General features: G+C 29.7%; 23 protein-coding genes. 21 read left to right on the forward strand and 2 right to left on the reverse strand.

Annotation, left to right across the window (positions count from 1 at the left end):
- Nucleotides 1–26: 26 nt before the first annotated feature.
- Nucleotides 27–950 carry an AEC family transporter gene (locus KQI38_RS17555; protein WP_216561684.1) on the reverse strand — a complete coding sequence of 308 codons (924 nt, stop codon included), beginning with the start codon at nt 948–950 and terminating at the stop codon, nt 27–29.
- 250 nt (nt 951–1,200) lie between these two features.
- On the opposite strand from KQI38_RS17555, the gene KQI38_RS17560 reads away from it, so the two are divergent.
- The 16 genes from KQI38_RS17560 (at nt 1,201) to KQI38_RS17635 (ending at nt 11,222) form a co-directional block, all read left to right on the forward strand.
- On the forward strand, nt 1,201–2,076 hold the full coding sequence (locus KQI38_RS17560; protein ID WP_216561686.1) for a 5'-3' exonuclease: 876 nt from the start codon (nt 1,201–1,203) through the stop codon (nt 2,074–2,076).
- Nucleotides 2,070–3,020 (forward strand): aminoglycoside phosphotransferase family protein, encoded by a 951-nt coding sequence (locus KQI38_RS17565; RefSeq protein ID WP_216561688.1) that lies wholly within the window; start codon nt 2,070–2,072, stop codon nt 3,018–3,020. Before KQI38_RS17560 ends, KQI38_RS17565 begins: the two co-directional genes overlap by 7 nt.
- 24 nt (nt 3,021–3,044) lie before the next feature.
- Nucleotides 3,045–3,428, forward strand: a complete 384-nt coding sequence (locus KQI38_RS17570; protein ID WP_216561690.1) for an iron chaperone — start codon at nt 3,045–3,047, stop codon at nt 3,426–3,428.
- Between the two features lie 212 nt (nt 3,429–3,640).
- Nucleotides 3,641–4,624 (forward strand): ribose-phosphate diphosphokinase, encoded by a 984-nt coding sequence (locus tag KQI38_RS17575; protein ID WP_216561692.1) that lies wholly within the window; start codon nt 3,641–3,643, stop codon nt 4,622–4,624.
- A gap of 36 nt (nt 4,625–4,660) precedes the next feature.
- On the forward strand, nt 4,661–4,843 hold the full coding sequence (locus KQI38_RS17580) for a class I SAM-dependent methyltransferase (RefSeq protein WP_216561694.1): 183 nt from the start codon (nt 4,661–4,663) through the stop codon (nt 4,841–4,843).
- Nucleotides 4,840–5,004 (forward strand): hypothetical protein, encoded by a 165-nt coding sequence (locus tag KQI38_RS17585; protein ID WP_216561696.1) that lies wholly within the window; start codon nt 4,840–4,842, stop codon nt 5,002–5,004. The genes KQI38_RS17580 and KQI38_RS17585 overlap by 4 nt, the downstream gene beginning before the upstream one ends.
- An 87-nt stretch (nt 5,005–5,091) precedes the next feature.
- Nucleotides 5,092–5,634, forward strand: coding sequence for a GNAT family N-acetyltransferase (locus tag KQI38_RS17590; protein ID WP_216561698.1), 543 nt, complete (start codon nt 5,092–5,094; stop codon nt 5,632–5,634).
- 74 nt (nt 5,635–5,708) lie between these two features.
- Nucleotides 5,709–5,996, forward strand: coding sequence for a sodium ion-translocating decarboxylase subunit beta (locus KQI38_RS17595; protein WP_216561700.1), 288 nt, complete (start codon nt 5,709–5,711; stop codon nt 5,994–5,996).
- A 69-nt stretch (nt 5,997–6,065) separates the two neighbouring features.
- Complete coding sequence (locus KQI38_RS17600) at nt 6,066–6,545, forward strand: tetratricopeptide repeat protein (RefSeq protein ID WP_216561702.1); 480 nt, start codon at nt 6,066–6,068, stop codon at nt 6,543–6,545.
- Nucleotides 6,546–6,616: 71 nt separating this feature from the next.
- On the forward strand, nt 6,617–7,093 hold the full coding sequence (locus KQI38_RS17605; RefSeq protein ID WP_246565909.1) for an ASCH domain-containing protein: 477 nt from the start codon (nt 6,617–6,619) through the stop codon (nt 7,091–7,093).
- Nucleotides 7,094–7,147: 54 nt separating this feature from the next.
- Entirely contained in the window at nt 7,148–7,636 is a 489-nt protein-coding gene (locus KQI38_RS17610; protein WP_216561704.1) for an AAA family ATPase, read from the forward strand.
- Nucleotides 7,636–8,106, forward strand: a complete 471-nt coding sequence (locus KQI38_RS17615; protein WP_216561705.1) for a GNAT family N-acetyltransferase — start codon at nt 7,636–7,638, stop codon at nt 8,104–8,106. Before KQI38_RS17610 ends, KQI38_RS17615 begins: the two co-directional genes overlap by 1 nt.
- A 75-nt stretch (nt 8,107–8,181) precedes the next feature.
- Entirely contained in the window at nt 8,182–8,604 is a 423-nt protein-coding gene (locus KQI38_RS17620) for an NUDIX hydrolase (RefSeq protein ID WP_216561707.1), read from the forward strand.
- Nucleotides 8,605–8,710: 106 nt separating this feature from the next.
- Nucleotides 8,711–9,421, forward strand: a complete 711-nt coding sequence (locus tag KQI38_RS17625; RefSeq protein ID WP_216561709.1) for a flavodoxin family protein — start codon at nt 8,711–8,713, stop codon at nt 9,419–9,421.
- 110 nt (nt 9,422–9,531) lie between these two features.
- The gene (locus KQI38_RS17630; RefSeq protein WP_216561711.1) at nt 9,532–10,407 is read left to right on the forward strand and encodes a hypothetical protein; all 876 of its coding nucleotides are present in this window, start codon (nt 9,532–9,534) and stop codon (nt 10,405–10,407) included.
- Between the two features lie 29 nt (nt 10,408–10,436).
- Nucleotides 10,437–11,222, forward strand: coding sequence for a class I SAM-dependent methyltransferase (locus KQI38_RS17635; protein WP_216561713.1), 786 nt, complete (start codon nt 10,437–10,439; stop codon nt 11,220–11,222).
- A gap of 240 nt (nt 11,223–11,462) precedes the next feature.
- On the opposite strand, the gene KQI38_RS17640 is transcribed toward KQI38_RS17635, so the two are convergent.
- Nucleotides 11,463–13,103 (reverse strand): alkaline phosphatase, encoded by a 1,641-nt coding sequence (locus KQI38_RS17640; RefSeq protein ID WP_216561715.1) that lies wholly within the window; start codon nt 13,101–13,103, stop codon nt 11,463–11,465.
- A gap of 275 nt (nt 13,104–13,378) precedes the next feature.
- On the opposite strand from KQI38_RS17640, the gene KQI38_RS17645 reads away from it, so the two are divergent.
- The 5 genes from KQI38_RS17645 (at nt 13,379) to KQI38_RS17665 (ending at nt 17,059) form a co-directional block, all read left to right on the forward strand.
- Complete coding sequence (locus KQI38_RS17645) at nt 13,379–14,002, forward strand: CPBP family intramembrane glutamic endopeptidase (RefSeq protein ID WP_216561717.1); 624 nt, start codon at nt 13,379–13,381, stop codon at nt 14,000–14,002.
- A 210-nt stretch (nt 14,003–14,212) separates the two neighbouring features.
- Nucleotides 14,213–14,755 (forward strand): GNAT family N-acetyltransferase, encoded by a 543-nt coding sequence (locus KQI38_RS17650; protein WP_216561719.1) that lies wholly within the window; start codon nt 14,213–14,215, stop codon nt 14,753–14,755.
- Nucleotides 14,756–14,781: 26 nt separating this feature from the next.
- Nucleotides 14,782–15,822: a serine hydrolase domain-containing protein gene (locus tag KQI38_RS17655; RefSeq protein WP_216561721.1), complete on the forward strand. Its 1,041-nt coding sequence runs from the start codon at nt 14,782–14,784 to the stop codon at nt 15,820–15,822.
- 117 nt (nt 15,823–15,939) lie between these two features.
- Nucleotides 15,940–16,410, forward strand: coding sequence for a GNAT family N-acetyltransferase (locus tag KQI38_RS17660; protein ID WP_216561723.1), 471 nt, complete (start codon nt 15,940–15,942; stop codon nt 16,408–16,410).
- A 142-nt stretch (nt 16,411–16,552) separates the two neighbouring features.
- Nucleotides 16,553–17,059: a D-glycero-alpha-D-manno-heptose-1,7-bisphosphate 7-phosphatase gene (locus tag KQI38_RS17665; RefSeq protein WP_216561725.1), complete on the forward strand. Its 507-nt coding sequence runs from the start codon at nt 16,553–16,555 to the stop codon at nt 17,057–17,059.
- Nucleotides 17,060–17,338: the final 279 nt, after the last annotated feature.

A 17,338-nucleotide genomic window follows, 5' to 3' on the forward strand; every position in this document is an offset into this window, starting at 1 on the left:
AGTAAAATATTATATCAATATCAAAGTTAAGTTATTATTTTTAATAATATAGGCACTGTAATTAAGGATAATAATGTAGTTACAGACACTAGAACAGCTGCATATTCCTTTTCCTTATCAAAACTCTCTGCAAATATTGAAGTCATAGCAGAAGCAGGCATGGCAGTCATAATAATTACTGTATTTACTGCCTTTGATGTGTCTCCTACTAATAGTGATATAGAGTATATAATTATGGGAATAATTGCTAATTTAGTAGTTATTCCATAATATATTGTCCAATCTCTTAAATGCTTTCTTATTTTAACATTTGAGAGTATACCCCCAATAATAATCATAGACAAGGGGCCCGTAATATTTCCTATGCTTTTCATACTGGATGATATGGCACTAGGCAATTGAATATTAAATACCATGATTATAATACCTATAAAGACTGCTATAATTGATGGGTTTAAAAGAACCTTTTCTATTTCTACCTTTAATTCCTTCCTTTCAAAATTGCCTTTGAATAATATAAGTCCGTATGTCCACACAAATATTACAAAGAACATATTAAATATAGATCCATATATAACACCTTCTGCACCATATATAGAATTGAGTATTGGGAAACCAACGTAACCTGTATTAGTAAATACATTAGCAAAATGTAATATTGTTTTCTTATCATTCTTTACTGGCAATAGGAGTAAGTACGAAATAGCTATCATTATTATATAGGCTATTAGGCTATAATAAAATGTCTTTATAACATTAGATTTAATAGTATCGTCATATGTAAAAATAAAAGATGCAGCGATCATGAAAGGTAATGCTATCTGTATAAGTATATCTGTTAATCCTTTATTCATTTCTGAAGTGATAATTTTTTTCTTACTCCCATAAACACCGACTAAAATCATAATAAATAGAGAAAATACACTGTCTATTATAGCTGATATTTTCAAAGGAATTCCCCCTTTTATTTAGGTATTAATCATGTTATGTTGAATGAATATTTTTGTTACAAAATGACCTGCTAAGGAGAAGAAGACATATCTAATATAGATGGCACTCAATTTAAAATACAGGTATTTTTTAACTATTCAAATTTATTTTCCCGGAAAAGAAGGAATATGAGGAGATTTGCAGAATAAGTAATATAGAATAATCAATTTATGAAGAGTTCACTACGGAAAAATTTACAGGAGGAGTAGTATGGAAAGCTGTTTAATAATCGATGGACATAATTTATTGTTTCGTATGTTTTATGGTATACCAGGAAGTATCAAAAACTCTAGAGGGAATGAAATCAAAGGAGTTGTTGGATTTATAAGTGGACTTATTAAGTATATTAATGAATTTTCCCCCAATAGTATAATGATTGTGTTTGATACTGATACAAGCATAATAAACAAGTGCAATGATTACAGTGACTATAAAAGCAATCGAATAAACTATCTAGATGTACCAAATAATGAAAATCCATTTACACAACTACCATATATATTTGAAGTTTTAAACTACCTAGAGATGCCCTACAAAGAAATAAAAGAATACGAAGCAGATGATTATATTGCTTCTTTTTGTGAGAAGTATAGTAATAGATATAGATTTATAATTGTTTCCACAGATCAAGATTTTTTTCAGCTAGTCAATGATAATATATCTGTTTTTAACCCAAGTGGAAAACAAGGTATGATGTATACTTCTCAGAAAATATATGAGAAACTTGGAGTATATCCACAACAAATAGTTGAGTATAAATCATTAATTGGAGACAAAAGTGATAATATAACAGGTGTCAGAGGAATAGGTCCCAAAACAGCACAAAAAATATTGAGCATTGGAAGTATAAGTGAGATATTAGAAAAAGGTTTGATAGATGGTAAATTGTATGATGCTTTGAAGGAAAATGAATCTATAATTAATAGAAATATTAATCTTATAGCTATGAAAAGAGATATACCAATTGATTTTGAAGTTAATAAATGGAGAAATAAAATAAATGTTAATTTAAATGCAATGAACGTTATAAAGTCTAGTAGCTTATTGATAGATAAGTCTAGTGAATTCAGGAGGAAGATATGTTAACCATAGACGTGAATGAATTAAAAGATAGGCTAAAATCAATTATAGGAGCTGTTGATTCAATTGAACCAATTGGCAACCATAACCTACAAAGGCATCTAGTTTATAAACTATCATCTGGTAGCAAAAAATATGTAATTAAGCTTTATTACAAAAAGAATAGGTGGAATAGAGAGATTGCAAGTCTAAAGATTTTTGCAAATACAGAAGCTTTAGTTCCCAAGATTGTTGATTATGGTATATTTGACAATGGATTAGAATGGTTAGTATATGATTTTATTGAAGGGGAGTTGTTGACCCAAGTGCATGAGAAATTATCATTGGATAATTTAAAGGATATCTATTATGAAATGGGGAGGCAGTTAGGTATAATTCATTGCCATAGAGAATTTGATTTTTTTGGAAGCATGGATGAGAATGACATGAGTATTCAAGGTTTTGTTACATATAGAGAGTACTTTGAAGACTTAATGAATAGAATATTGCCGGAGTTGTATTCCTTTGAGCATCAAAATTTAACACTGCTAAAAGAAGCAGAGAATCGGTTGAAATCAATGTATAGTATACTAGATGAAGTAAGTAAAGCAACTTTGTGTCATAATGATTTTAGTCCTAGAAATATATTAGTCAGCGAAATAGATGATAAGTATTACTTAAAAGCTATAATAGATTTTGAACAAAGTATACCGATTGATATAGATAAAGAATTAGTTCAAGTTTATTTACCACTTATTGAAAATGATAAAGTATTGGCAGAGAGATTTAAATCTGGTTATGAGGAATTTGGTAGAATTAATCTTAGTAAATTAGATTTAAAAAGAGATTTTTATAATTTGCATATGGGGTTAGGGATTTGTGCATGGGCTAAAGAAGTTAATTATGAATATTATTTAGAAGGAATGAAAATCTTAGAAGAAACTGTGAATAGGTCGATGGATTGTGAATAAATAATCTAAAGAGGAGAGTTATCAATGCAAGAGAGCGTAAAATTAAAAACTATTGATGAATATATCAGGACATGTTCGGAAGAAATTCAACCTAAACTTAGAAAGCTTAGGCAGATTATTCTAGATGCATCACCAGAATTGACAGAGAAGGTTAGTTGGAATATGCCTACTTTTTATTTCAAGGGAAATGTAATTCATTTTGCAGCACATAAAAAACATATTGGTCTATATTGTGGAGCAGAAACAGTTAAAATCTTTAGTAACATACTTCACAGCTATAAGACTTCCAATGGTACAATCCAAATATCTAATGATAGGGAATTAGATATAGATCTGATTCAAAATATTGTAAGGTTTAATATTGAAGGAAATAGATTTACGTTAACAAAGTATAAATCTAGTATATAAATGACTATAGGATAGGAATTAATCTAGCTTAAAAATTGATAGAATACCTTAGAAAATTGTACTTGAATTACTATAATGCTTAGGGGTTTTTCCATTATAATATTTATTTTAATGGAAAAAGGCGGTTAGGAGATAAAACTAGAGAAATAGGTGACTTTATATAATAAGGAAAACTATCATTATCTTTAGAAAAATAATTAGGAGGTCTTGGGATGAGTAGTGAAATAAAAATTTTCAGTGGTAGTTCAAGTAAGAATTTTGCTCAGAGTATATGTGATTATATAGGAGTTGAACTTGGAAAGTCTGAAGTAATCACATTTTCAGAAGGCAATACATTTGTTAGGATTGGAGAAACTGTGAGAGATAAGGATGTATATCTTGTACAATCTATAGGATTAAATCCAAATGATGAATTTGTTGAGATATTATTTTGGATGGATGCATTTAAAAGAGCAAGTGCAAGTTCAGTAACAGCTATAATGCCATATTTTAGTTACGGAAAAGGAGATAAAAAAGATGAACCTAGAGTATCCATAAGGGCAAGGGTATGTGCAGAATCGATAGAATTAGCTGGAGCAGATAGGATAGTTGCAATGGATTTACATAGTCCGCAGATACAGGGTTTTTTCAAGAAACCAGTTGATAACTTAATAGCATTACCAGTATTATGTGAATATATAAAGAATATGGATATTGATAATTATGTTATAGTCTCTCCTGATGCAGGTTATGCAAAACAAGCAAGAGGGTTTTCACGCCATCTTGGTGTTTCTACGGTAATAGGAGATAAGACTAGAAAGGCCCATGATGAAAAAGCCAAGGTGCTGGAACTCATTGGAGATGTTAAAGATAAAAATGCAATAATAGTTGATGATTTTAGCATAAGTGGAGGAACGTTAGTAGAATTAGCAGGATTTCTTAAAGAAAGAGGTGCTAAGAAAATATTTGCATGTTTATCCCATATATTGCTCAATTCAAAAGGGGTAGAAAAAATTGAAAATAGTCCAATAGAAAAGGTTATAAGTACAGATACACTTGTAAACCCATATATTCAGGATTCTATTAAAGTTGAAATTGTGTCAGTTGCACCTCTTTTTGCAGAGGCTATTATAAGGATTCATAATAGAGACTCTCTCAGTATATTATTTGAAAAATTGCCAGAAAGAGTTATTAATGCATTAGATTTAAAGAAATAAAGAGAAAATATTATTCTATTGATAAGGAGATAATCTATGGAATTAGGCAATATCTATGAAAATACGGCATGGCTTTATGATTATGACAATAGAGATAATTTGACAGATGATATATCTTTTTATAAAGAATATGCGTTAAAGTCAGGTGGAGAAGTGCTGGAATTAGGATGTGGTACTGGAAGGGTGGCCTTGAAATTACAGAGAGTAATGGAAATATGAAAAGATTAGAAGAACATTTAAAATTAAAATATTATTACTATGACCAAATTACTAAATATTTAACAGATGCTGGATTTTCTATAGAGGAAGAATATTGCTGGTATGATAAGAGTGATATTACAAATGGCAGAGAATTAATTTTTGTATGCAAGAGGATATAAAATCATATATCAAGCAAGGAATATCTTGAATTAGTTCAAGAGCTATTAAATTTTATTATGAATATTTACATAGGGAGGTAATAAATAATGAAAACGTTGGAAACTGAAAGAACTATTCTTAGAACATGGAAAATAGATGATATAGATGATTTTTATGAATATGCAAAAAATCCTAATATAGGTCCAAGTGCAGGATGGGAGCCCCATGAGAACCAAGATGTCTCAATGAAAATACTACAATTATTTATAGAAAAAGACGAAGTATGGGCAATTGAATATAAAGCTAATAATAAGGTAATAGGCTCAGTAGGAGCTCATATTGATGAAAAAAGACGAAGTGTTAATGGGAAGATGATTGGATATGTACTTTCAGAGGATTACTGGGGGCAGGGAATTATGGGTGAAGTTGTAAAAGAAGTAGTAAGACACTTATTTGATGAAGAGAATTGTGACATAATTTCTTGCTATCATTACCCTTTCAATAGCCAATCTAAAAGAGTAATTGAAAAAAGTGGATTTCAATATGAGGGGACTTTGAGACTTGCTAGTAAAATATATGATGGAAGGATTTATGATGATGTTTGTTATTCTATAACGAGAGAAGAGTATTTAGATAGGAAACAAAAATAGACTAATGAATGGGATTTACCATTTATGAACTATATAAAAATGTTATAGAAATGATGATAAGGAGGAAAAAAGGATTGAAAATAAAAGGATTAAGGAAAGTAGTTACGATATTTACTGTTATTGCTATGGCAATGACTATCATTAGTATAAGTTTTAATTCTTTATTAACTATGTATTTATCATATAAATTAAATAATGAAGTAGGTAAAGTAAGCTCCATAGGGATCATAGGTGGTGCTGATGGACCAACAGCTATTTATTTGACAAGCCAACCGCATCCATATCTTTTTACTGTTATATTTTTATTGCTTTCAATAGCTGGAGCTTTATATTTGTTTTTTATTAGAAAAGTAATTAAATAGTTATGAATGCAATTCATTTATTTTAAATCATAGAAGCGAAGACTATGCAATACTAAGGAGAAATTTACTTTGAAGAAACTAGAAACTGCAATTAGATTGAGAGAAGAAGGAAAATTAAAAGAATCGAATGAAATTTTAATAAATCTTGTAAAGGAATATCCAAATGATGCAATGGTCAATTATCAATGTGCTTGGAGTTTTGATGTTTTAGGCCTGGAAATAAATGCAGTACCGTATTATGAAAAAGCTATTTTAATTGGGTTAGATGATGAGGATTTACAAAGTGCTTTTTTAGGGTTAGGTAGCACATATAGAACATTAGGGCAATATGAAAAGTCAAAACAAGTTTTTGAAAAAGCTTTATTTAGGTTTCCAGAGAATAGAGCTATAAAAGTTTTTTATGCAATGACCTTATATAACTTAAAGGAACACTCTAAAGCAATGGAAATTTTACTATGTAATTTAATACAAACATCTTTAGATGGAAATATAAAGAAGTATAAAAAAGCAATAGAATTTTATTCTGATAAACTGGATGAGACATGGTAATTTATATAATTTCAAATAATCAGTTTTAAAATAGGAAAAGAAAATGATATATCATGTAGGGGAGATTAAATATGAAAAAAACAGAACATAATTCAGTGGGCATTATGTGGGAAAATTATTTAGAAACAATTGGTGAATCTATTTCTAATACCAAGAAAGAATATGTATCATGGCATTTCGAGATAACAGAAGGTGCAGCAAACAAATTAGCAAAATTAGTTTTGGAAGGTAAGAAGAAAGCTACGGCTTCTTCATTATGGGTGTATGAATATGAGGGAGAACTTATACCAAATGAAGGCGATTACAGTATAATAACGGATTGGGATGGTGTCGCAGTATGTATTATTCAGACAAAACGTGTTGAAATAATACCATTCAACTTAATTACAGGAGAGCATGCAAGAAAAGAAGGCGAAGGAGACTTAAGTCTTGAATATTGGAAAAAAGTCCATGAAGAGTTTTTTACTGAGGAATGTGATAGTATTGATAAAGAATTTACGGAAGACATGCCAGTTATTTTTGAAGAATTTGAGGTAGTTTATATTTAGTTAAAGAGTAAGTATAAAAAATGAAAATTATACTAAGAAGAAGAGGAACTATGTATGAAAAAACTAATTATTATTAATGGGGTACCAGGGGTGGGAAAGACCACTATGTGTAGAGAACTTTATAAATCAATTTCCAACTCAGTATGGTTAGATGGTGATTGGTGTTGGATGATGAACCCTTTTGTAGTCAATGAAGAGAATAAGAGGATGGTTGAGGATAATATTAACTTCTTATTAAGAAGCTACTTGAATAATTCCTCTTATAAATATGTTATTTTTAATTGGGTAATAGGCAACGAAAAGATATTTGAAACAATACTAAGTAAATTAGATGATCTAGAGTTTCAACTTTATAAAATATCATTGATATCTTCTCCTAAAACTCTTAAAGAAAGAATGCTAGAAGATGGAAGAACGGAAGAACAAATAGAAAATAGCATTAATAGACTAAAATTTTATGAAGATATGGATACGTTTAAAATAGATACAACAAACATGAGTGTAAAAAATGTGGTCAGTAAAATTTTGGAGATGATAAAATAATGGAAAATTTAGATATAGCTATTGAACGAATTACTAAAAGTAATTATCATATGTTTGATGATATGGTATATTGGAGGACAAATGGATGTGAAAGGACTGGGGAGGAAAAAGATAAGAATAAAGATATAATCTTCGAGGATGCATTTTCGGAGCTTGATCATCAGGGGTTTTATGTTTTTGCTGCTCGTTATGAAGGACGTTTCGTAGGATGGATAATGCTAATATATATACCTAAACTAGGCAAGTGGAATAAAGGTGTAATTTTTGTCGAGGAATTGTGGACAGCCCCTGAATTTAGAAGAAAAGGAATTGCGATGAAGCTTATGGAAAAAGCATTTGAAGTTCAATATGAAACAGGAGCTATTAAAGTTAGACTCTATACAGATAATATGTCAGCACAAAAATTATATGAAAAATGTGGTCTCAGAGTAGCAAATGAGGCAGTATTTATGGAATCAAAGGATAACTAGAAAAACATATACCTTTCATTAATAAATTGAGAAGGTATAGGATATGACAAACTTAAAAAGGTAAGGAGTTATAGTATGATAAAGGTGAATTTTCATGATTTAAATACAGTAGAAGATGCTAAACTGCAATTTGCAGTTATTATGGCAAAGTACGAAGGAAAATGGATATTTGTAAGGCATAAGGAGAGACTGACTTGGGAAATCCCAGGTGGACACAGAGAAAGAAATGAGGATATTAATTTTACGGCATCAAGAGAACTAATGGAAGAAACTGGAGCACAGGAATTTAAAATTATTCCAGTTTGTATATATTCGGTAAATAGAGATGAAATTGAATCCTTTGGGCAATTGTTTTATTCTGAAGTAGAAAGCCTTGATGAATTATCAAATTCTGAAATAGGTGAGATTAGGTTATTTGATACCATACCTCAAGACTTAACCTATCCATTGATTCAGCCATATTTATTTAATAGAATAGAGGAGTTTTGTAAGAAATAGGGAGAAGATAATGCCAAACTATAAACTGTATAATAGGTAAAAAATCAAGAAGTATAATGGTTTAATAGATAATAAGAGAAAAAATTGATTTAGGGGATGTTGATTTATGAAGGTTGTTATAATATATGGAAATGGTAGAAAGGGTAGCACATATAACTGTGTTCAGATAATAAAAAGAACTATAGGGCAATATGAAGATGTTAAATTTGAAGAGATATGGCTACCAAAGGATTTGCCAGAACTTTGTTGTGGATGCTTTAATTGCATTCTTAAGGGAGAATGGTTCTGTCCCCATAGTGAGTATGTATCTCCCATAGTTAGTTGTATCATTGAAGCAGATGGGATTATTCTGGCATCACCAGCATATGGACTAGATGTATCTGGAGCAATGAAAACTTTAATAGATCATTTATGTTTTATGTGGATGCCTCATAGACCTCATAATGAAATGTTTTCAAAGATAGGGTTTGTAGTCTCAACTGCAGCAGGAAGTGGCATGAAAAGGACAAATAAAACTATGAAACTAACTTTGAATTACATGGGTTTTAAGCGTGTATATGACTTTGGTAGTGCTGTTGCTGCATCTAGATGGGAAGACGTAAAAGGAAGTAAGAAACTGATTATTGAAAAAAAGCTTATCAAAAAATCTCAGAAATACTATCAATCTCTAGTTAATAGGAAGAAGCTGAAATCTAGATTATCTACTAGATTCACTTTTACAGTAATGAGGAAGATGATATCTGGGTATCAAGATGGAAATGTTGATAAAGAGTATTGGAAAAGTATGGGCTGGTTTGATAACGTTAGGCCAGTGTAATTAGTGTTAGTATTATAAAGGATATTTTTTATGGATTTCAATAGGTTATATTTGAATTTATAGTAGTAAGATAATACGATATGAATAAAATAATTTACTGGAGGAATAAAATGCTTCAAGATGATTCTTTATTAAAGCCATCAAAATATGTTATTGATAATTGGATATTAAATTTATTACCTGAGTATGATATATATTTTTTAGAAGAGTTGCCTAGTGATTTAGATTTAAATTTATGCTTACCAATGCCGGTGAATGAGTATTTTGATCACCCTGTTTATTCTCAATTAGAATATTTAAATGCTTATGAACTTTGGAGGATATCAAATAAAGCTAATTATGCCATTGTAGATTTCGGTAATTGGTTTGATGAATTATCAAGAGCTAATAAAGAGCAGGTGTTACTTAATCAATATGAACTAAATAGAGGATTAGTTGCTTCTTTAGATTGGTTTTATATAGATAATAAACTTTTAGAAAATAATCTAATTAAAAATAAGGTAGTTATGAACAGAAATTTATGGGAGAGCTTATCTTATCGAGATAAGGAACAATTTATATATCATTATGCACAGGATTGGGAAGACTGGAATTGCGAAACAGTTAGTAATGAAATAGATATGGATATAGATTTAATCAATATAGTTAATACCTTTACAATTAAAGAAGGAATCAATTGTTTAAGCACTGTATTATATTGTTTAACTCATCAAGAAAATATATTAAATCAATGGGTTCATGAAAAAACATTTTTAATAGCTTTAGAACAACTGGGATATAAAGAAACCAGAGATAACAAAATTGAAAGAAATACAGTAATTGTTTTTAAGGATGATGAAAAGATAATTCACGCTGCTTATATAGTATCAGAAAGTTTGGCAATTAATAAAAGTGGTCAATCTAAATTTAATCCCATAAAATTAGTAGATATAGATATATTGATAAAAGAGTGGAATCCATTAGATTATGTAATCTATAGAAGATAAAAAGTATATTGAATATGGGAGGGAATTACATGAAGGAAATTGAACATTGGTATGACGAAAAGTATGATGAATGGGAAAGGCTTGAGCGACATAAAATTGAATTTGATATTACTAGAAGATATATGGATGAATATATAACTGGAGAGAATTTAGATATATTAGATATTGGCGGTGGTCCTGGTAGATATTCTATATATTTGGCAGAAAAAGGACATAGAGTATCATTACTTGATTTATCAAAGCACAATATTAAAGTTGCGAAAGAAAAATCAGCAGAAAGAGGTATTTCACTAGAAGCTTATATACATGGAAATGCATTAGAGCTACATAAGCATGAAGGTGCATATGATATTGTGCTATTAATGGGACCTTTATATCATTTGATTGAAGAATCAGATAGAAAGGCTGTTGTTAAGGAAGCAGTAAGATTATTGAAATCAAATGGAATTATATTTGCATCATTTATATCTAATTATGCACCGATACAAGATTATCTTAAAGGATTATGTCCAATAGAAAATATAGACGACATATTGATATACTTGGATAATGGTGAAAACCAAGGAGATAAAGGGTTTACAATAGCTTACTTTACTGACTATAAAGAGGCGAAGGATTTGATGAATAACTTTGGACTAAGAGAAAGAGCTTTTGCTGGTGTAGAGAATATCCTAGGATCTAAAGAAAAAGAGATTAATATGTTAGAAGAAAGTGAGTATAGAAAGTGGTTGGAAATTTGTTATCAGTTAAGTCAGGATGAAAATCTTATGGGTACTAGTGAACATTTCTTATATATTGGAAGAAAAAATGGATAAAGAGAAAACCACCTTTTGTAGGTAGTTTTAAGTATGGGAATTATTAAGTAAAGAGAAGTGTTGGGGGAACCTTTTTTATTTTTCTTTACAATGATTATTATATTCCATAAATGTAAAAACAAAGTTATTCTAATGTTAAATATATATGAAATTTTTCACGTTTAAGGGGTATGAGAAAGCCACCATGAAACTTGGGTGACTTTCAATATGATTAATTCTCCGATAAAGAAAAAAGTTGGTTTATTTTGATGTGCTTTTTAATAAATTCAAAGCTGACTGTGGTATATAGAATTTTCCATCTATTAAAACAGCTATTTCACCATTTAGGCTTACATCTTTATCATTTAATTTTGCTATACTTTGATTTGCTTTTATAACTAAAGTTTTTCCATTTTCATTTAAAGTTAATACATTACCATCTAATTTAGCACCTGTTCTATTTGTTACATCTATGAACAACTTTTGTGTAGCCTTTTCTAAATCAAGATTCATAGCATCAGCTATAAACTTAGCAACGTCTGTATTTTCATTGACTCCAATGAGAGGTGTTTTATCAACTTTTTTTGGTGCGTAGATATATACAGGTACGTCTTCGCCAGTATGACCGCCAGTCGTATAACCAATATAAGCTTTTTGATTCATTATTTTTATAAGATTGGAAGCTGTTGGCTCATTTTTGAACTGTGTAATTAAATCATTTACCTTTGCGTTATTATAAGTATCTCTATCTTTTGAAGTAATATCAGCTGGCGTATAGCCATCGTGATTAATTCCATAAGCCTTTAGAACCTCGGAAATATTAGATTTGTCTTCTTTAAGTAATGACATAGCTCCTTCAGCAGTTTTTGTTGCTCCCTTTAAAGGAGATAAAATACTAAATGGTGCAGAATCATATCCAATTAAGTCATAACTGCCTATAGAAATACCGCTATTTCCATGATCTGTTACTGCGATAACTATTGTATTTCCATCTTTTTTAGCAAAGTCTAAAGCCACTTTAAAGGCTTCGTCAAATGCTAAAACATCAGAAATAATACCTATGGTATCATTAGCATGAGCTGCCCAGTCTATTTTACTACCTTCTACCATTAAAAAGAATCCGCTTTTATTTTTATTAAGAACATCAATTGCTTTTTCTGTCATTTCTGATAGAGAAGGTTCTTCATCTGTTTTTCTATCAATATCATAAGATAGGTTATCTGTTCCTCCGGTAATACTAGAAAAATTTCCCCAAAGTTTTTTTGCGTTTGATTTTTGCATTTCAGTTTTACTACTTACTATCTCGAAGGCATTTGACTTTGCCATTGCTAGAATATCTAATTCTTTACTATCTACTTTAGATGCCCCTGTACCTAGTAATACATCAATATCTTGATTTAAAATCTGCTCTGCAATTGTAGCGTAATTACTACGTTTCATTTCATGGGAGCTAAATGCTGCTGGAGTAGCATGCATAAACTCAGATGTTGCAATGAGTCCTACAGCTTTTCCTTCCAGTTGTGCTGCTTCAAGGATAGTGGTCTTTGGTGTTTTATTTGCATCAATGCCTAAGGAACCATTGAGTGACTTATGACCTATTGCGTAGGCTGTTCCAGCAGGAGCTGAATCAGTAATGGGACCATTAGCCCATGTAGTAGTTATAAGTCCCATAGCATATTGATCCATAACTAATTTATTAGAGCCGTCTTCGTTTCCGTTGAGCATGTATCTGGCAATGGTCGTGGCTGATACACTCATGCCGTCAGGTATAAGTAGAATTACATTCTTAACATTGCTAGAACTTGAGTTAATAGCTGCTGAACTTATATTGGATAAGTTCAAAGACAACAACATTGCAATTAGTATAAATACTGCAATAAATTTGATTTGTAACTTTTTCATTAATTATCTCCTCCTAAAATTTGATTTACCAAAGATAATTCATTTTAATCCTTATCCTCTTGGATTCTAACATGTATCATTATAATTTATAAATGTAAAAATCGAGTTAGTCTAGTGTTAAATATAGATAAATATTTTTACGTTATAAATGGAATGTTTTTATATTAGAAAAGATTCTATAAAAAGAAGGAATCTAGTAAATTTTGTAGAATAAGTATTATGATAAATATATTTTGTTATGAGAAAGTTCTATATGATTAGAAAGGATGGATAAAATGAAGCATATGAATGATGTTTTAGCTTCAACATTAATACAGATTTCTTTTGTTTTTATATTATCGTGGATTTATTATTTTGTGTTTTGTAGGGAAAAAAATGACTTTTTTAATTGGATAGGATTATATATGCCACAAACTAAAGATTGGATTAAAAGTAGTATTATGGTTTTTGCATTATCCTTACTAATAATGGTTGGACCACTTATTTTATTCCAATATTTAGGATATATTACCCCAGAAATGACTTATGACAAGACAATAAGTGGACAAGGCTTTAGTATAAATATTTTAATCATAATATTTCTAAAAGCTATAATCCAAACGGCATTATCGGAAGAGATTTTATTTAGAGGCCTTATTGGTAAAAGAGTTGCTAACAAGTTTGGATATCAAGCAGGAAATATTATTCAATCTTTAATATTTGGTCTGCCACATGGGTTGCCATTTATGATTATTTATAAACAGTACATTGTTGGAATAGTTCTTATTATAACTGCTGGAATAGTAGGATATCTACAGTTTTGGCTAAATGAAAAGAAAGCTGATGGAAGTCTAATACCTAGTATAACTATACACAGTATAATGAACATTATGTCCTTTGCATCGAAGGTGATGGGATAGATATATCAATTTAAATTTATAAATCAAATAGATAGGGCTGTACAGCTAATTATTTAAAGAAATGTAAAATATCAAAAATATAAAAATACATGGCATTCAATATTAATATTGATATGAAAAAATTTTATGGAGTAGTTGTTTATAAAGTGAATAAGGGTATCTTTAGAGTTAATATATAAAGTTTACTTTTAATAAGGAAGGAAAAAAGAAATGGATAAAAATGATATTGAAATAAGATTACTACAGATAACAGATTTACATTTAGATGCCTTGCAAGATTTTAATAGATATCAGATAACAAATCGCGTGATGTATAAGAAGAATGATGAATATATGTATAAAGATAATTATTTTATTGAATATTGGGATGAACTAAAAAAGGAACAAGTCATTCAATCATTGATTAAATGCATATGTACAGGAGGCATAGTTGTAGGGGCATTCAAAAATAATAAATTGATTGGACTTGCAAATGTAGAAAATAAATTCTTCGGGAAATACAGAGAGTATCTTGAGTTGCCATATATTCATGTGTCTTATGAATTTCGAAATTATGGGATAGGTAGACAATTATTTCATCTATGCTGTGAAAAGGCAAGAGAAAAAGGTGCTAAGAAATTATATATTGGAGCTCATCCATCAGAGGAAACACAAATTTTTTATAAATCGATAGGATGTACATTTGCAGTGGAAGTAAATAAGGAAATATATAAAAGAGAACCCTTAGATATACAATTAGAATTTGCTTTATAATATAAATAAGTTTAGGAGGAATTCCTATGTTAGTTCAAGAAAATAAACTTAATCGAATACTAGAAAATACTGTAGATAATAAAAGTATATTTGGAATAGCGGTTAATATCGAATCAGGTGACAATGATTTTTCGTGGATTAATTCTGTTGGCAACTTAGAAAAAAATAGTCAGTATGCTATTGCAAGTATATCAAAGATGTATACTACAGCAACTATTTTAAGATTAGTATCAGAGGGAAAATTAGCGTTACAAGATAAAATTGGTAAATATCTGCCTATGGACATTATATCCGAATTACATGTTTATAAGGGAATTGAATATTCCAATGACATTACAATAGAACACCTTTTATCTCATATATCAGGTTTGCCAGATTACTATGAGGAGAAAGACGAAAATGGAGAGTCTGTAGTTGATAATATAATCATGGAAGATAAATTTTTTAGTATTGATGATATTATTAGCAATACTAAAAAATTGAAACCGCATTTTAAACCAGGAGAGAAAGGAAAAGCATTTTATTCTGATGCTAATTTTGATATCCTCGGTATGATAATAGAAAAAACAACAAATAAGAAACTAAAAGATGTATTTTTAGAGTATATATTTGAACCTCTAGAATTGAATAATACTTATTTATATGAGCAAAATTGTAACAAAGAATTTGCACCTATTTATTATAAATCAAAGCCACTTCATGTACCACTTGCAATGGCTTCATTTTCTGCATCAGGAGGAATTATTTCAAATGTAGAAGAGAATATGAAGTTTATCAAAGCATTTTTTAAAGGGGGGTTATTTCCTGAGAAATATCTAGAAAATTTATATAGCTGGAATAGAATACAATGGTTTCCTTTAGAATATGGACTTGGATTGATGAGATGCAAGATGTCAAGAATCATGTCTCCAATAATTCCAGCTCCAGAAATAATAGGACATTCAGGTTCTACAGGCACTTTTTCTTTTTATTGTCCAGAGAAGAATTTGTTTATAACAGGAGTATTTAATCAAATGATTAGGCAGCCTTTTCCACTGATTTATAGGTTAATTAATTGTTTTAAATAGTAGTAGTGTATAGAAAAAACTGTAAATTTTAAATAGAGAGTAGTTGAGGATATGTCTTAGAAAACTGATATTAATATCTTAAAGTAATAAAGAACAAAGTGTTAGAGGAGGCTGAGGATGTCAAATTTTGAAAAAGTAGAAACTAATAGATTGATATTAAGAGAATTTATAGAAGCTGATATTCAAGGAGTTTATCAATATGCATCAGATCCAGATGTATCGAAATACGAGCCATGGGGTCCAAATTCATTAAAACAAACAGAAGAATTTGTGAGAATCTGTATAGAATATCAACATCAAAAAGATAGAGTAGATTTTGAATTAGCTGTAATAGAAAAAAGTAGCAATAAATTAATAGGAGCTTGCGGGCTTCATATTTCAGACAAAGGAAATAGAGAAGGCTGGCTTGGATATGTTATCAACAAACTATATTGGAGAAAAGGATATGGAACAGAAATTGCAGAAAAATTATTAGATATTGGGTTTAATGAGTTTAAATTACATAGAATTTATGCCACTTGTCATCCTAATAATCTTGGCTCTGAAAAAGTATTACAAAAAATTGGGATGAAAAAAAAGGATGCTTAAGAAAGAATATGTGGTGTAAAGATAGCTGGAGAGATTCACTACTCTATGCTATTTTGGAAGATGAATATAATCAAGGATAAGAAGATATCAATATATTGTTGGTGATCATAGTTCCAATATATAGAAAGCTAGGGGTGAGGCTTTGAAGGTAGCATTTTTAGATAGAGATGGAACGATTATAGAAGATTATGAAGATAATTTATGGCGTAGTATAACTGAACCTGTTTTTATAAATGGGTCAATAGATGCCCTTAAAGCTATAAGGCAAAAGGGATATGAAATTATTATTATAACAAATCAATATTTAATAAATGAGAAAATCATTACCTTACAGCAATACAAAGAGATTACAGATAAGTTTATAAAAAGATTATTAGATAGTGGAATTGAAATACTGGACATATTCTACTGTCCACATTCTAAAGAAGAAAACTGTAACTGCATGAAACCCAAAGAGGGAATGATAAAAATGGCATTAGAAAAATATCCAGAAATAGATCTAGAAAATTCTTTTATAGTTGGAGATTCCTTGTGTGACGTTCAATTAGGAGAAAGGTTAGGGATAAAAACATTTGGTATAAGATTAGACAGGTCTAAAGGAAAAACAATAAAAATAGATTCTATAAAAGATATAGTTAAATATTTATAAATAGATTTCACAATAAAGTGGTTAGGAGAAATGATTAAAGGAGACCAACTATGAATTGTCAAGCAAAAATTCTTGACAATATGTAATTAAATAATTCTCCTAAAATAGGCGCACTCAAATAAACCTATCAGATATAGGATTTAAAATAAGGTGATTTTAGTCTAAATTAAAGGCAACATTATCTTTTAGTATTTTAAATATTACACGAACCAACTTATGAGCAACATGGCCGAGAGCTGCATAATGGCTGTTACCTTGAGATTTTTTAAGCATAAAGTA

The organism is Tissierella carlieri, assembly GCF_018917285.1.
Taxonomy (GTDB): domain Bacteria; phylum Bacillota; class Clostridia; order Tissierellales; family Tissierellaceae; genus Tissierella; species Tissierella carlieri.

Excerpts from the sequence above, each read along its gene's own strand:
- KQI38_RS17635 (WP_216561713.1), top strand. The coding sequence starts at position 10,437 with ATGAAGGAAATTGAACATTGGTATGACGAAAAGTATGATGAATGGGAA.
- KQI38_RS17605 (WP_246565909.1), top strand. The coding sequence starts at position 6,617 with ATGAAAAAAACAGAACATAATTCAGTGGGCATTATGTGGGAAAATTAT.
- KQI38_RS17645 (WP_216561717.1), top strand. The coding sequence starts at position 13,379 with ATGAAGCATATGAATGATGTTTTAGCTTCAACATTAATACAGATTTCT.
- KQI38_RS17630 (WP_216561711.1), top strand. The coding sequence starts at position 9,532 with ATGCTTCAAGATGATTCTTTATTAAAGCCATCAAAATATGTTATTGAT.
- KQI38_RS17580 (WP_216561694.1), top strand. The coding sequence starts at position 4,661 with ATGGAATTAGGCAATATCTATGAAAATACGGCATGGCTTTATGATTAT.
- KQI38_RS17610 (WP_216561704.1), top strand. The coding sequence starts at position 7,148 with ATGAAAAAACTAATTATTATTAATGGGGTACCAGGGGTGGGAAAGACC.
- KQI38_RS17575 (WP_216561692.1), top strand. The coding sequence starts at position 3,641 with ATGAGTAGTGAAATAAAAATTTTCAGTGGTAGTTCAAGTAAGAATTTT.
- KQI38_RS17640 (WP_216561715.1), bottom strand. The coding sequence starts at position 13,103 with ATGAAAAAGTTACAAATCAAATTTATTGCAGTATTTATACTAATTGCA.
- KQI38_RS17620 (WP_216561707.1), top strand. The coding sequence starts at position 8,182 with ATGATAAAGGTGAATTTTCATGATTTAAATACAGTAGAAGATGCTAAA.
- KQI38_RS17655 (WP_216561721.1), top strand. The coding sequence starts at position 14,782 with ATGTTAGTTCAAGAAAATAAACTTAATCGAATACTAGAAAATACTGTA.
- KQI38_RS17615 (WP_216561705.1), top strand. The coding sequence starts at position 7,636 with ATGGAAAATTTAGATATAGCTATTGAACGAATTACTAAAAGTAATTAT.
- KQI38_RS17660 (WP_216561723.1), top strand. The coding sequence starts at position 15,940 with ATGTCAAATTTTGAAAAAGTAGAAACTAATAGATTGATATTAAGAGAA.
- KQI38_RS17650 (WP_216561719.1), top strand. The coding sequence starts at position 14,213 with ATGGATAAAAATGATATTGAAATAAGATTACTACAGATAACAGATTTA.
- KQI38_RS17560 (WP_216561686.1), top strand. The coding sequence starts at position 1,201 with ATGGAAAGCTGTTTAATAATCGATGGACATAATTTATTGTTTCGTATG.
- KQI38_RS17565 (WP_216561688.1), top strand. The coding sequence starts at position 2,070 with ATGTTAACCATAGACGTGAATGAATTAAAAGATAGGCTAAAATCAATT.
- KQI38_RS17590 (WP_216561698.1), top strand. The coding sequence starts at position 5,092 with ATGAAAACGTTGGAAACTGAAAGAACTATTCTTAGAACATGGAAAATA.
- KQI38_RS17625 (WP_216561709.1), top strand. The coding sequence starts at position 8,711 with ATGAAGGTTGTTATAATATATGGAAATGGTAGAAAGGGTAGCACATAT.
- KQI38_RS17585 (WP_216561696.1), top strand. The coding sequence starts at position 4,840 with ATGAAAAGATTAGAAGAACATTTAAAATTAAAATATTATTACTATGAC.
- KQI38_RS17570 (WP_216561690.1), top strand. The coding sequence starts at position 3,045 with ATGCAAGAGAGCGTAAAATTAAAAACTATTGATGAATATATCAGGACA.